13 protein-coding genes are annotated in these 15,891 nt (G+C 32.3%); all 13 read left to right on the top strand.

What is annotated here, in order from left to right; translation table 11 throughout:
- Positions 1–8: 8 nt before the first annotated feature.
- The 13 genes from aglA (at position 9) to ACY3IT_RS02465 (ending at position 15,876) form a co-directional block, all read left to right on the top strand.
- Positions 9–1,400: an alpha-glucosidase AglA gene (gene aglA / locus ACY3IT_RS02405; RefSeq protein ID WP_463083201.1), complete on the top strand. Its 1,392-nt coding sequence runs from the start codon at positions 9–11 to the stop codon at positions 1,398–1,400.
- Between the two features lie 292 nt (positions 1,401–1,692).
- A complete protein-coding gene (rhaI, locus tag ACY3IT_RS02410; protein ID WP_463083202.1) occupies positions 1,693–2,886 on the top strand; it encodes an L-rhamnose isomerase in 1,194 nt (397 codons plus the stop codon).
- A 10-nt stretch (positions 2,887–2,896) separates the two neighbouring features.
- The gene (rhaB, locus tag ACY3IT_RS02415) at positions 2,897–4,375 is read left to right on the top strand and encodes a rhamnulokinase (RefSeq protein WP_463083203.1); all 1,479 of its coding nucleotides are present in this window, start codon (positions 2,897–2,899) and stop codon (positions 4,373–4,375) included.
- Between the two features lie 83 nt (positions 4,376–4,458).
- Entirely contained in the window at positions 4,459–4,848 is a 390-nt protein-coding gene (locus tag ACY3IT_RS02420; protein WP_463083204.1) for a class II SORL domain-containing protein, read from the top strand.
- 229 nt (positions 4,849–5,077) lie between these two features.
- Positions 5,078–6,664: a pectate lyase family protein gene (locus tag ACY3IT_RS02425; protein WP_463083205.1), complete on the top strand. Its 1,587-nt coding sequence runs from the start codon at positions 5,078–5,080 to the stop codon at positions 6,662–6,664.
- 69 nt (positions 6,665–6,733) lie between these two features.
- The gene (locus tag ACY3IT_RS02430; RefSeq protein ID WP_463083206.1) at positions 6,734–7,759 is read left to right on the top strand and encodes a fibronectin type III domain-containing protein; all 1,026 of its coding nucleotides are present in this window, start codon (positions 6,734–6,736) and stop codon (positions 7,757–7,759) included.
- A gap of 73 nt (positions 7,760–7,832) precedes the next feature.
- Positions 7,833–9,206: a pectinesterase family protein gene (locus ACY3IT_RS02435; protein ID WP_463083207.1), complete on the top strand. Its 1,374-nt coding sequence runs from the start codon at positions 7,833–7,835 to the stop codon at positions 9,204–9,206.
- A 25-nt stretch (positions 9,207–9,231) separates the two neighbouring features.
- Positions 9,232–10,218: a hypothetical protein gene (locus tag ACY3IT_RS02440; protein WP_463083208.1), complete on the top strand. Its 987-nt coding sequence runs from the start codon at positions 9,232–9,234 to the stop codon at positions 10,216–10,218.
- Between the two features lie 20 nt (positions 10,219–10,238).
- Complete coding sequence (locus ACY3IT_RS02445) at positions 10,239–11,372, top strand: pectate lyase family protein (protein ID WP_463083209.1); 1,134 nt, start codon at positions 10,239–10,241, stop codon at positions 11,370–11,372.
- A 71-nt stretch (positions 11,373–11,443) separates the two neighbouring features.
- Complete coding sequence (locus tag ACY3IT_RS02450; RefSeq protein WP_463083210.1) at positions 11,444–12,625, top strand: hypothetical protein; 1,182 nt, start codon at positions 11,444–11,446, stop codon at positions 12,623–12,625.
- Positions 12,626–12,785: 160 nt separating this feature from the next.
- Positions 12,786–14,060, top strand: coding sequence for an ABC transporter substrate-binding protein (locus ACY3IT_RS02455; protein ID WP_463083211.1), 1,275 nt, complete (start codon positions 12,786–12,788; stop codon positions 14,058–14,060).
- Between the two features lie 70 nt (positions 14,061–14,130).
- The gene (locus tag ACY3IT_RS02460; protein WP_463083212.1) at positions 14,131–15,036 is read left to right on the top strand and encodes a carbohydrate ABC transporter permease; all 906 of its coding nucleotides are present in this window, start codon (positions 14,131–14,133) and stop codon (positions 15,034–15,036) included.
- Complete coding sequence (locus tag ACY3IT_RS02465; RefSeq protein WP_463083213.1) at positions 15,037–15,876, top strand: carbohydrate ABC transporter permease; 840 nt, start codon at positions 15,037–15,039, stop codon at positions 15,874–15,876.
- Positions 15,877–15,891: the final 15 nt, after the last annotated feature.

A 15,891-nucleotide genomic window follows, 5' to 3' on the forward strand; every position in this document is an offset into this window, starting at 1 on the left:
GTCTAAAAATGGCAAATATTAAGATTGCTTTTGTAGGAGCAGGAAGTGTCAGGTATACCTTAACTCTTATTTCAGATCTTTGTAAAGTAAAGGGATTAAATGATTCTTCTGTATCATTAATGGATATTGATGAAGAAAGATTGAATGCTGTATACAATCTTGCAAAAAAAATTAATGATGTACTTGGAGCAAATCTTAGGATAGAGAAAACTACAGACTTAAGATTTGCTGTAGAAGGAGCAAGCTTTGTTATTAATACTGCTCTTGCAAGGGCTGAGGGGCATGAAGATGGATATGTACAATATGAAATTATGAGAGAGGTTGGAGAGAAACATGGTTATTATCGGGGTATAGATAGTCAAGAGTTTAATATGGTTTCTGATTATTATACTTTTACTAACTATAATCAATTAAAACTTTCTCTTGATATAGCAAAGGTGATAGAAAAATATGCTCCTTCTGCTTATATGATGCAGACTGCAAATCCTGTTTTTGAAATTACTCAGCTTGTCTTACGCCAGACTAATACAAAAATAATAGGTTTTTGTCATGGTTATGGTGGAGTTTTTGATTTGATAGAAACTTTAAATTTGGATCCTAAAAAAGTGGATTGGCAAGTTGCTGGAGTAAATCATGGTATTTGGCTAAATAGATTTTTATACAATGGTGAGAATGCATATCCTCTTATTGATAAATGGATAGAGGAAAATTCATCAAAATGGGAACCTAAAAATCCATGGGATGCCCAATTAAGTCCTGCATCTATAGATATGTATAGATTTTATGGGATGATGCCCATTGGAGATACATGTAGAAATGGAAGTTGGAAATATCATTATGATTTAGAGACGAAAAAGAAATGGTATGGTAAATTTGGATGCATAGATAATGAGATAGAAAGGCCTAAATTCTATGAAGCTTTAAGAGTTTATAAGAGAAGGCTTATTGAATTATCAAAAGATGATAAAGTAAATCTTTTGGATGTTTTCCCTGAACTTAAAAGGGAAAGTTTGAGTGGTGAACAACAAATTCCTTTTATTAATGCAATTGTAAATGGGGAAAAACAGAGATTAGTTTTAAATATCCTTAATAATGGAATTATCTCTGATATTCCTAAGGATGTGGTGGTGGAAGTTCCAGTAATAGTAGATGATAATGGAATACATCTTGAAGAGATTAAGCCTGATTTAACAGATAGAGTTAAGAAATTTTATTTAACACCTCGAATTATGAGAATGGAATTTGCTATAGAAGCATTTGTTACTGGTGATAGAAGAGTATTGGAAGAAGTTTTGATAAGAGATCCAAGAACAAGATCATATGAACAAGTAAAGGAAGTTATAGATGAAATTTTAAATTTACCTTTTAATAAAGAGATGAAAGAGCACTATTCCCACTAAGAGTTAGTAAGTACTTATTTCTTTACCATAAAAAGGCCACTTAAGTACCTTGGTAATCCTTCTCGGCAATTTAGAGGAGGGTTACCAAGGTTTTTTCTGAATTCATAGTTTTTATACTCTCAACAATAGAAAAATGATGGCAATATTACACAAATCTACATCAAAGATTGATTTTATTTATTATTGACCATAACTTTTTTTTGTGATAAAAATAAAACATAAAAACAATAAAAAATGAAAATTAAATTTGAAAAAATAAATAGAAAAATAAAAATATATAGGGGGTAATACTATGATAAATTATGAAAAAAGGTATGAGATTTTAAGGAATATGTTAGAAGATGAAGGTATAGATGTAGAGGGGGTTGAGAGGAAGTTAAAGAATTTTAGGGTCGAAACTCCTTCTTGGGGTTATGCTGATTCTGGAACCCGATTTGCTGTATTTAAGCAAAAAGGATCTGCAAGAAATGTAAAGGAAAAGTTGCAAGATGCTGCTATGGTGCATAAATTAACTGGAATATGTCCTACAGTTGCTCTTCATATACCATGGGATATGTATGATGATTGGGATGAACTATTAAAATATGCTGAATCTCTTGGAGTTAAACCAGGTGCAATTAATCCAAATCTATTTCAAGATGATGAGTATAAGTTAGGAAGTTTAACTCATGTTGATAAAAAAGTAAGGGAGAAGGCTATAAATCATATTAAAGAATGCATAGAAATAGCTAAAAGACTTGGATCTAAAGATATTTCCCTTTGGCTTGCTGATGGTACTAATCATCCTGGGCAAGATGACTTTAGAAAGAGAAAACATAGATTAGAAGAAAGCTTAAGAGAAGTATATTCTTATTTGGATTCCGATATGAGGCTTCTTATAGAGTATAAGTTTTTTGAACCTGCTTTTTATCATACGGATATTCCTGACTGGGGAACAGCAATGATTCTTTCAAGAAAGCTTGGAGATAGGGCTTATGTACTTGTAGACTTAGGACATCATCCTCTCGGGACAAATATAGAGCAGATTGTTGCTATTCTTGTAGATGAAGGAAAACTTGGGGGATTCCATTTTAACAATAAAAAGTATGCAGATGATGATCTTACTACTGGCTCTATAAATCCTTATGAATTATTTTTGATATTTAATGAACTGGTTTCTGCGGAAGAAGATGGTTTAAAGATGAATATTGCATATATGATAGATGAATCTCACAACCTTAAGAACAAAATAGAAGAGATGATACAAAGTGTTGAAAATATATTTAAAACTTATGCAAAAGCTTTAATTGTAAACAGAAAATTGTTAAGAAAATATCAAGAGGAATGTGATATTGTCATGGCAGAAAATACCTTGGTAAAAGCCTTTGATACTGATGTTATGCCATTAATTTATAAAGTAAGAGAAGAAATGGGAGTTCCTCTTGATCCATTGAAGACTTTTCGAGAAAGTGGTTATATGGAAAAGGTTGTTAAAGAGAGAGTATGAGGTGATAAATATGAAAGAGAGAAGGTTTATTGCTATTGATCTTGGGGCAGAAAGCGGAAGAATTATGTTGGGAACCTTGAAGGATAATAGAATAACTCTTGAAGAGATTCATAGGTTTGTAAATAGGCCTGTTGATATTCTTGGGAGACTTTACTGGAATGTTACACAGATGTTTCAAGATATTAAAGAGGGTTTGAGTAAGGCTTTTTCTAAATATAAAGATATAGAAAGTATAGGGATAGATACATGGGGTGTAGATTTTGGATTGGTTACGAAGGAAGGTTATTTAGCAGGGATTCCTGTATGCTATAGGGATCATAGGACAGATGGGATTCTTGAAAAGGCTTTTAGAGTAATGTCTAAAGAAGAAATTTATAAATTGACAGGAATACAAATAATGCAAATTAATACCTTATTTCAACTCTATAGTATGGTGCATGAAAAATCTTCTCTCTTTAATTCTGCTCATAAACTGTTATTTATGCCTGATCTATTTAATTTTATGTTGACGGGAGAGATGATAACTGAGTTCTCTATTGCAACTACTTCTCAGATGTATAATCCTTTTAAAGATGATTGGGAAGAAGAAATCTTGAATAAATTTAATATTCCTAAGTACATAATGCCCACTATAGTTCCTTCTGGTACAGAGATAGGTAAGTTATACAGAGGGATTCAAGAAGAATTAAATGTTAAGGATGTTTCTGTAATTGCCCCTTGTGAACATGATACAGGATGTGCTGTAGTGGGAGTTCCTGGAAAAGGTGAAGATTGGGCATATATTAGTTCAGGAACATGGTCATTGATGGGGGTTGAACTTAAAGAACCTATTATAAATGAAGAATCTTTTAAGGCAAATTTTACTAATGAAGGTGGTTATGGTAAGACTTATAGATTTTTGAAAAACATAATGGGACTTTGGCTTTTACAGAGAGTAAAAAGAGAATGGGCTAAAGAAGGGTGTGACCTATCATATTCTGAGATTACTAAATTGGCTGAAGAGGAAGAACCCTTTAAATATTTTATAAATCCTGATGATGTATCGTTTTTAAATCCACCGAGCATGGTAAAAGCAATTCAAGATTATTGCTATAAAACCCATCAAGGTATACCTGAGAAAAAAGGAGAAATAGCAAGATGTATATTGGAATCTCTTGCTTTTAGATATAAAGAGGTCTTTGATGATCTTGAGAGAATTTTAAAGAAGAAGATCAAAGTTTTACATATTGTGGGAGGAGGCTCACAAAACCAATTACTTTCACAATTTACTGCTGATGTTCTTGGTATACAAGTTATTACTGGACCTGTTGAAGCAACTTCTTTAGGGAATATAGTAGTACAAGCTATAACAAAGGGAGCAATAAAAGATATAAAAAAGGCAAGAGAAATTATTGAATCCTCTTCTGATATGAAAACTTATTATCCAAAGGATACTGAGAAATGGCAAAAAATGTATGAGAGATATAAGGAGATTACAAATATAATTTAAGAAACCTTTTTCTTTTAGATTGAAATCCCTCTCAAAAAGATATAAAATAAAATATAATAATTTTAAGTTGGGAGGGATAAATTATGGAAAAATTGAAGGAACTTTTACAAGAAGCCGACTGGACAAGAGAAAAACATGTTCCTGTGATAGATATACTTGAAAAGGATAGAGAAAAAGGGGTTAAAGTAAGGGTTTCTGTAGGAAAAGAGATTCCACATCCCAATACATCTTCTCATTTTATTGCTTGGATTGAAGTATATTTCTTGCCAGAGGGAGAGAAGTATCCATATCAGCTTGGAAGATTTGAATTTACATCTCATGGGGCATCCACACAGGGTCCAGATACAAGTACTGTTTACACAGATCCAATAGTAGAATTTGTTTTTAAGACTCAAAAAGATGGAAAGATTTTTGCTTTATCCTATTGTAATATTCACGGACTTTGGGAGGGTTCTGCAGAATTAAAATTCTAATATTTTGATTTAAAAGAGTATAGTTTTATTAGAGGAGGGCCTTTTGGGCTCTCCTTTTTTTGCTATAACAAAATATTGAATTTTTTATAAACTTATAATTAAAGTATTTTATATATCCATATATTACTCTGAATATCTTTTATTTTTTTCTTGACTTAAAAAATTCATAAGTATATAATTTTGTTACTAAAATGCAATGTTATTGTATAATGTGCAAAGGGGGTTTATAATGAAGTTTAAAGTTGCTAATTTAAATATAAAAGTTGGTTTACTATTATTTTTCATGTTCATTCTTTCAAGTGGATGTTCACCGAAAGTTAATAATGTTTCTACAAGTGTTCCTAATCCACCTAAAAATCTAACTGGTTTAGTTCTATCTGAGGTAAGGGTTAGATTAATGTGGGAAGATAAATCTAATGATGAATTAGGATTTATTCTTGAAAGAAAAAAAGAGGGAGATACTTGGCAAGAGGTTAAGAATATTCAAGCTAATATTACAAGTTATATTGATGTAGGTTTAACTCCAGGATGGAAATACTATTATAGAGTAAAAGCATATAATGCTTATGGTAGTAGTTCATATTCAAATGAGTTTGTTTGTATTACTCCCGTTATTATTGCTCCTACTAATCTATCGGCTGGTGTAACATCGGATGGAAAGGTTAAGTTAATTTGGGAAGATAGATCTGAGATAGAGGAAGGATATAAGATAGAGAAAAATGATAATGGTAATTGGATAGAAATAGGATCTGTAACCTCAGATATTAATGTTTATGTTGACAATGATGTTACCTGTGGAAATACTTACTCTTATAGGGTAAAGGCATATTATTCAAATGTAGAGAGTGAATATTCTAATGTAGCTTTTGTTTTTGTTGCCCCAATTGATAATGGTGTTGATTTCTCATTAATAGGTTTTGCAACCTTAGGTGGGGGTACTACAGGTGGTGAAGGAGGAGAGGTTGTTTATGTAAGTGATGGAATTAGCTTGCAAAATGAAATAAATAAAGGAGGGCCAAGGATAATATATGTTAATGGAATTATAACTCCAGAAAATAGTTCAGGAAAGTATGTGATATATGTAAAAAATGTGTCAAGAATATCCATTATTGGCGTAGGTACAAATGGGGAACTAAATGGAGTTGGAATAAAAATTAATAATGCTAACAATATAATAATTCGTAATCTTAGGATTCATCATGTTAAAGACCCTAATATAGCAAGTCAAGGACCAGATTGTATTACAATTGAAGGTCCTTCAAGAAATATATGGATTGATCATTGTGAATTTTATAATCAATTCCAAGGGATTGATAAAGATTATTACGATGGGCTTTTAGATATTAATGGGGCTGTAGATTATGTTACTATTTCTTGGTGCTATTTTCATGATAGTTGGAAGACAAGTCTAATAGGAAGTTCTGATTCTGATAATTACAATAGGACTATTACTTACCACCATAACTGGTTTAGAAATTGTAATTCGAGATTACCAAGTTTTAGATTTGGGGAAGGGCATATCTATAGTAATTATTATCAAGATATTTCAAGTTCAGCTATTAATTCACGAATGGGTGCAAAATTAAGGATAGAGCATAACTATTTTGAAAATGTAAGAAATCCTATAGGATCTTGGGACAGTCAAGAAATTGGATTTTGGGATGTAGTAGGTAATATTTTTGTTAACTGTTCAGGTAGTATGCCTACAACTTCTACATGTTCTTATACTCCTCCTTATAACTATACTATTACGCCAGCTGATAAGGTAAAAGAAATTGTTACTCAATATGCAGGTGTTGGAAAGATTAACTTTTAAAAGAAAGGGGGTGTGAATTACTAAATATTTTCTTTATTGAAAAATAAATTCTTAAGGGGGGCAAAAGTTATGAAAAAAGTAAGAAATTTAAGTCTTATTTTGATTGTTATTTTAATAATCTTGTTAGTAAGTGGATGTACTCCTAAAACAGAACAGCCTCAACCACAGCCTACTAAACCGAATGCTCCAACAGATTTGACTGCAGAAGTTGTTTCAGGTACCGAAGTGAGACTTGCATGGAAAGATAATTCTAATAATGAAGAAGGATTTAAGATTGAAAGAAAAACATTAGATGGAGAATGGTCTGAAATAGCAACAGTAGGTGCAAATGTAAATACATATAACGATACAGGATTAACTCCAGGTACAACTTATTATTACAGAGTAAAGGCATATAACTCTGCAGGAGATAGTGATTATTCCAATGAAGTTTCTATAGTACCATTATACTCACCTACATGGGGCACTCATGATTGGACTAACACTTTTGAATTTCCAAGTGGATGGATAGATGGAAATGCAAATTATCCGATGCAAAACTTCTGTACAGTACAGGATGGAATCTTAATATTTGATACTACATATACTGCTGGTGCAACACCAAGTTTCAGGTATAATTTTGAAGCTTGTGCTCCAAATTCCTTCAGTATGACAATAGTACTCAAAGCTAAAGGAGATGTAGGAACAAATGTGACAAGAGCATGGACCCTCGATATTCAGACCGCTTTATATAGAGGAGGTTTTGAGATTCAAACTAATCCAACTCAAGTGAGAATATTAAATGGGACATCAACTTTAGCTTCCTATACCATGACTACTACCGATTGGCATATATATTGGTTTACTGTAAATTACACTGTAGATGGCTTATATGCCAAATTATATGTAGATAATAATTCTACTCCAGTTCTTGAAGGTATTATAAATGCTGCTCCTTCTACTCCACCTGATCCTCAGTTTATGAGGCTTGGTGATACTTCAACTTCAGCTTCTAACTTGTATAAAAGTCAGCTTGACTGGATATTCTGGACCTTTGATGGGGCCTTTGCTCCAAATGAGGTAAAACTTCCTGAAGGTTTCAATTTGAATCCTTAAAAAAAGTGTATGGAGAGGGCTCAAGAATAAGCCCTCTCCATTTTAGAAGGTTTTACAGGAGGTACAAAATAACATGTTTCGAAGAATCTTTTTATTGATATTTATAATTTCTGTTTTTATAATAACTGGATGTTCTGCTGAACAGATTGAGGAGCAATTTAATGTAATTATAAATAATTCTCCAAAATCTGTGGTGATAGATAATCCATATGTTATAGAAGTTATACCTAATCAAGATGCTTATTTAAGCCTTTATTTGAATGACAAGGAAGTATACAAGGATAAAGAAATAAAAGGAAAAGTAAGTAACTCTATTCAATTTTCATTTGAAAAGTCGAGGGGTAATTCTTTGAGAATTGAGATAAGAAATAAGAAAGGTGAAATATTGGAATATAAATATGAAAATATTCTATTTCTTCCGAAAGTTCAAATAGTGGTTGACAAGAATTATCAAGGTGAAGAAGGAATGGAAATAAATGGAAGGAAGTATTTTAAGAGTGTTAAAAATGCTATTACTTATATAATGCTAAATCAGAGTAATTACAATAACCAAAGAGTATATGTATTTGTCAGAAGCGGAGATTATTATGAAAAAGTTAATATTGGATTTCCCAATGTTAGTTTGATAGGTGAAGATGTTAATACAACAAAAATTTATTATGATCTTGCTGCAGGAACACCATTGCCGGGGGGAGGTACTGTAGGAACATCAAATAGTGCAAGTGTTACTATAAATAGTAGTGCAACTGGTTTTACAGCAGAAAATATAACATTTGAAAATTCTTTTGATGAGCTTAATACTACTATTACAAGTAAGCAGGCGGTAGCTGTTCTTACCCAATCAAATAAAGCTGTTTTTAAAAATTGTAAATTTATTGGAAATCAAGATACTTTATATGTAAGAGGAGGAATCCATTATTTTGTTGATTGTTATATAGAAGGAGATGTGGATTTTATTTTTGGAGATGGAAAAGCAGTTTTTGAAAATTGTGTAATTTTCTCTATAGATCGTCCTGGAATAACACCAAAGGGTTACATTACGGCAGCAAGTACAAAGATTGGAAATCTGGGATTTTTGTTTATTAACTGTAAATTGTTAACAAATATTACAGAACCTAATTCAGTATATTTGGGAAGACCATGGCACCCTAGTTCAGATCCTTATAGTGTTAATTCAAATGTGGTATTTAGAAATTGCTATTTAGATCAACATATCCATCTTGATGGATGGACTGCGATGAGTTCTAAGGATCCTAATACAGGTGAGATTATTTGGTTCTATCCAGATACAGAGAGATTTTTTGAGTATCAAAATTATGGTCCGGGGGCTGTTGTTAATAATAAACGGCGACAGCTTGAAGGAGATGATATAACTCTATATTCAAAAGAGATTTTTTTGGGAAATTGGGATGTAGAAAGTTTTATTTTAAATCTTTATGAGAATTAGGAAGGCTAATGAAAGGGGGGTAAATATGAGAAAAATAATATTTTTAATAATATTATTAATGCTTTTGGGACCTGCATTTGCCCAAGTTAATATCTATAATAAAGTAGAGTTTTCTACAAAATATTATCCTGATTCTAAAAAGCTCAATTTTAATCCTAATTATTCTCTACAATTTAGCTATAAAGAAACTAATATTGATGCTTATCTTGATATAAGAGATGGAGGTTGGAGAAGCTATTTAAATATTTCAAATTTATTAGGAGCTTTAAATGTGTATTTTACTAAATATTACTTAAATATAGAGGGAACAAGAGCACTTTTTGATTCTCTTTTATACAGTAGGTTAGGAGGAATTAATGGAGTTAAAGTATCTTTGAATAAACCCATAAAATTTACTGCCACCTATATTCCAAGGCAAATTGAATCTGATGTAGATTTTAATCTTGGAAGATTAACCCTTAAGATTGAGACTTCCCCTATTTCTGCGAAGTTGATGGGATTGAATATTTATGGTTTATACGACAAAGATATGCTTAACATGGTTGAAACATATGTTGTGGGAGCTGAAGTATCTCCATTATCATTATTAAATTTGTTCTTTGAATATGGGAATAATTCAAGACAATGGGCTATTGGTGGATCTTTGAAACCTATACCAAATTTAACTTTGTCAGGATATTATAGAGGTGATGGGGGATATAAATTAGAGTTTGATTTAAAAGATATTGTACCTAAAATGACTTTAAATGGTGCCTATTTCTTGGCTCCTGATTCTGCTAACTATATGTATCTTTCACTTGCTTTGCCTCCTCAGAATTTTGGTAATATAGATACCTTGTATGGAAGATATACCTCTTTCAGAGATTACGATGTGTTTTATTTTAGGTTAAGTTATACCATGGGAAAAATCTCTAATACCTTGAGAATCTATAAGAATTGGAACTTTGGGTATGGATGGTTTGATACTACTGTTCCTTTAACTTTTGAGGATGTAGTTTCACTAAGTTTCTGAAAACAAGGGGGTTTATCAAAATGAGAAGTTTAAAAAGATATCTAATTTTAATCTTAATATTTCTTTTCATTTTAGTAATAGCAGGATGTGGAGCTCCATCTACTGGAGGACAACCTACAACTAAAAAGATAACAATTGAAGGATATGATGAACCTATGATTGGTTTTGCAACTATTGGGCAGGGGACTACTGGTGGTGCTGGGGGAGAAGTTGTTGTAGTACATGATTACTTTGAATTTTTTGATGCTGTTTATCATGCTGATGATACTCCAAGAGTTGTTCTTGTGGATGGTACTATAACATATACTCCAAGTTATTATCTTATAGATCCCAAATATTTAAATACAATTAATATTGCATCTAATAAAACTATACTTGGGCTTGGAGATGGTGCAACTATTTCTGGAATAAGTATAAGAATTGGAAGACAGGGAGATCCAGAAAAAAATATTGTTATAAGAAATATAACTTTTGAAAATGCTCCTGATGATAATATATCTATATGGTGGGGTTCCTCAAATATCTGGATTGATCATTGCACTTTTAAATCGGCTGTTGATAGTAATGTAGATATAACAAGACAAGGAAATTATGTAACCCTTTCTTGGAATAGATTTGAGAATGTAGGAGCAAAAGGTGTGAGTATAGTAGGGAGTGATGATAAATTATCAGATGATGCTGATTATTTAAGGGTTACTTATCATCATAACTTTTTCAATGGTACCGCTGGAAGAAATCCCAGAATGAGGTATGGAATAGTACATATTTTCAATAATTATTATACTGATGTTCAGCTTGGTCCTAATGGTACATGTGCTGTAAGAGCTCTTGTAGAATATAATTACTTTGAGAGAGTTCAGATTCCTGCCTCAGGTACATATAATTCTCCTCCAGGGTTTATTGTTTTTTCTAAAGAGGATCCAGAAAACGGAGATACAAATATCTATATAGAGAGTGGTACTCCTCAGAAAAACTTACCTACTTTAGATCAACTGACAGATGGTATTAATTACGATTTCAGAGATAGAGCAGATGAGTGGCTAAATATATCCAATTGGATACCTTATAACTACTCACCTGAAGATCCTATTAACCTGCCAAGCGTAATCTTAGAGAAGGCAGGAGCTGGAAAGATTATAGTTAAGTATGAGTAATAATAGGGGGGTCCTTTTAGGGACTCCCCGTTGAAACCTTGTCGTTTTATTGGTTAAAAGGAGGTAACAAAATGAAAAGATATCTATATTTGAAGATGTTATTTGTAGTACTTCTGATTATTTTTATTTCAGGATGTACTTATTTTACTCCTAAGACTACTTGGAGAAAGATTCATGGATATTCAGGCAATGAATATGTTAATGATATTATAAAAACAAAGGATGGAAATTACATTCTTGCAGGAATGAGCAATTCTAAGAATATTAATGGAGAAGATGATTTTTATTTTCTAAAGATTGATAAATGGGGAAATATTCTTTGGGAGATATTCTTTTTTGGTGAAAGAGATGATAATGCTCAAAGTGTAATAGAAACTAGTGATGGAGGACTTTTACTTTTAGGTGAAAGCTATTCTTATGCTACAGGAATTTCAAAGGATCTTTTTGCAATAAAGTATGATGCAAAAGGAAATCTTGCTTGGGCTAAAAATTTCGGTGGAATAGATATGGATGGCGGAAGACAGGTTATTGAGGATAGTGATGGAAATTATATTTTTGTGGGATGGACAAGGTCTTTTGGGCAAGGAAACTCTGATTTTTATGTTCTCAAATTAGATCCTAATGGAAATCTTATATGGAGTAAAACATGGGGTGGAAGGAATTTTGATGAGGCAAGTTCGGTAGTAGAAGTAGAAGACGGATATTTGGTGTTAGGATATACTATGTCTTTTGGTAATGGGAGTAAGGATGTAGTACTTGTAAAATTTGATAAGAATGGAAATGTAATTTGGTATAAAACTTATGGAGGAACAAAAGATGATGTGGGAAATAGAATTGAGAAGACAAAGGATGGAAACTTCATATTAGTTGGATCTACACTTTCTTATAGTAACTATAGTGATGTTTATATTATCAAGGTTGATCCTAATGGTGATATGCTTTGGGAAAGGTATTATGGTGGAGATTCGGGAGATGAAGGTGGATGTATAAGAACAACATCAGATGGAGGATATATAATATCGGGAAGTACAAGATCATTTGGAACTACCGGAACAGCTGTATATTTAATTAGATTAGACTCTGATGGTAACTTATTATGGCAAAAAGTATACGATGGAGACGGAGATGATGATGGTAAAACAATAATAGAAACAGAGGATAATGGATATATTTTGGCTGGACTAACCAGATCTTGGGGAGCATCCTTAGGAGATGTATTAATTACGAAACTCAACTCTCAAGGGGATTTTTAACCTTAATTTAAAATTTGCTTGAAAAATTTTAATGATATGGTTATAATATAATACAAATGAATTTCATAATATACAAAGGAGGTGTATAAAGAAATAAAAAAAATTTTTAGTTTTGCTTTGATTTTCTTTTATTAAAAAACTTAGTTTGGGGGGATTAAAAATGAGAAGAAATTTTAGATTACTGATGATCTTATTAGTTTTAGTCTGTTTCTTATTAGCCATTTCTCCAGCTCAACAGCAGGTTACTTTAAGAATTATTTGGTGGGGCTCTCAGGATAGACATAATAGAACTTTAAAAGTTATTGATTTATTCCAAAAGAAGTATCCTAACATAAAGATAGTAGCTGAGTATACTGGATGGTCAGAGTATTATACAAAGCTTACTACCATGGCTGCCGGTGGTAATTTACCAGATATAATGCAACAGGATCATGCCTATTTAAGGGGATGGGTAGAAAAAGGATTTTTGCTTCCTTTGGATGATTTAGTAGCCCAAGGAGTAATAAATCTAAAAGATGTAGCAAAGAGTATAGTAGATTCAGGAAAGTTAAAGGGAAAACTTTATGCTATAAACTTGGATAATAACTCTCAAGCATTTGCTATTGATCCTGAAATTTTCAGAAAAGCAGGTGTACCTTTACCTCCAACTTTATGGACATGGGAAGATTTCAAGAGAATTGCAAGGATAATTCATAGAAAACTTGGAATATATGGAGCAGCAGAAAACTTAGGAGACCATAATGTATTTAGAGTATGGACTATAGAGAATGGTGGCTATCTATTTAGTGACGATGGAAAATCTCTTGGATATGAAGATGATAATGTTTATGCCAACTTCTATAGAATGCTTCTTGAACTACAAGATGAGGGTGTAATTCCATCAAGAGATGTAGAAATAGCAAGAGGAAGTGTAAGCCCTGAGCAAAGATTCATTTGTCTTGGAAAATCTGCTATGCAATTTACATGGAGTAACCAGCTTACTGCTATGAGTAAAGCTTTAAAAGGAAAACAATTAAGACTTTATATGCTTCCTACACTTAAAGGAAAAGTAGGTAATTTCTTAAAGCCTTCCATGTTTTTCGCAATAAATGCAAAAACTAAATATCCCAAAGAAGCTGCAACTTTTATAGACTTCTTTATTAATGATATTGAAGCAGCAAAGATATTAATGGCAGAAAGGGGAGTACCTATTTCCAAGAGAGTACAACTTGCACTAAAACCTCTTCTTTCTCCAGTGGAGAAAGAAATGTTTAATTTCATATCTATAGTTGAAAAATATGGAGCTCCAACTCCAGCACCTGATCCTGAAAGATGGCAAGAGATTTATAATAATGTTTACACTCCTCTATATGACCAGATTATGTATAAGAAGATTACCCCAGAAGAAGCAGCAAAGAAGTTCAGAGAACAAGTAATACAGATATTAAAGAGGTAAGTAAATTTTATTTAGGGAAGGGAGGCAAACTCCCTTCCCTATTATATTTTGAGGAGGTAATAAGAGATTTATGAAAAAACTTACTAAAAAGAAAAAACATGATCTACTTATGGGATATATTTTTGTAAGTCCTTGGTTGATAGGTTTTATTGCCTTTATAATTTTTCCCCTTGTAACTTCTTTATACCTTTCGTTTACCAGATATGACATCTTGACTTCACCAAGATGGATTGGTTTTCAGAATTGGATAAGAATGTTTACTCAAGATCCCAGATTTTGGAGTGCTACAAAAGCAACTTTTAAATATGTTTTATTCGAGGTGCCATTGAGGCTTATTTTTGCTTTTATTGTTGCTCTTATATTTAGTATGAAAGAAAGTAAAATTCTTAATTTATATCGTGCTATCTATTATATACCTTCTCTTATTGGAGGAAGTGTAGCTATAGCGGTAGTTTGGAGACAGATATGGGGATATGATGGAATTGTTAATGCATTTCTTTCTATTTTTGGAATTCATGGTATAAACTGGCTTGGAGATATTCGTACTGCTATATGGACTCTTATTTTACTTGCAGTTTGGCAGTTTGGATCTCCCATGTTAATATTTTTGGCAGCGTTAAAACAGGTTCCTACTGAGCTTTATGAAGCTGCGACTATTGATGGTGCAAGTTTTTGGAAAAGACTCACATCTATTACTCTTCCTATGATTACACCAGTTATTCTTTTTAATCTTATTAACCAGATGATACATGGTTTTATGGCTTTTACACAGTCCTATATTATTACTCAGGGAGGTCCATTAGATTCAACTTTGTTCTATGCAGTTTACATGTATAGGAAGGCTTTTAATGATTTTGAAATGGGTTATGCTTCAGCCCTTGCCTGGTTTATGTTAGCTTTAGTTGGCTTATTTACTATTATCATTTTCAAGACCTCTAATCGTTGGGTTTATTATGAAGCAGAGGAGGGAGTATAAGTGAAAAGGAAAACTTTGAATAATATAATTTATTATACCTTTGTTACTTTTCTTGCCTTCATTATGGTATATCCAGCCTTGTGGATGTTAAGTAGTTCTTTTAAACAGCCGTGGGAGATTTTTAGTGATGTTTTAAATCTTATACCTAAGGAACCTACAATAAATAACTATATAGAAGGATGGGGGGGATTTGGTGGTATAACTTTTGCTACATTCTTTAAAAACTCCTTTATATTAGCAGGTCTTAATACTATTGGAACAGTTATATCTTCAACTCTTGTAGCATATGGACTTGCCAGAATTCCTTTTGCAGGAAGAAAAATCATATTTACTACTATAATTCTTACATTGATGCTTCCTATGCAGGTTCAGATTGTACCCAGGTATATTTTATTTTCTAAACTTGGATGGATAAATACATTTAAACCTCTTATAGTACCAGCTTTTCTTGGAGGGCCTTTCTTTATATTTATGATTATGCAATTTGTTAGAGGAATACCTAAGGAACTTGATGAATCTGCCTTTATTGATGGGGCAGGAAGATTTGGTATTTTTTATCATATTATTCTTCCCAACTTAAAACCAGTAATTACTACCGCTACCATATTCTCTTTCTATTGGGCGTGGAATGATTTTATGGGACCTTTGGTATATTTAAATAGTCCTGAAAAATATCCAGTCTCAGTAGCGTTAAGAGCTTTTTCAGATCCTTCTGCAGTAACTAATTGGGGAGCAGTTTTTGCTATGTCTACGTTATCTTTACTTCCTGTGCTTATATTATTTGTATTCTTCCAGAAATATATTGTACAAGGTGTAACCACGTCAGGGCTTAGAGGATAGAGGAGAGGAGGAATT

It is taken from the genome of Dictyoglomus sp. GBS (assembly GCF_055179815.1).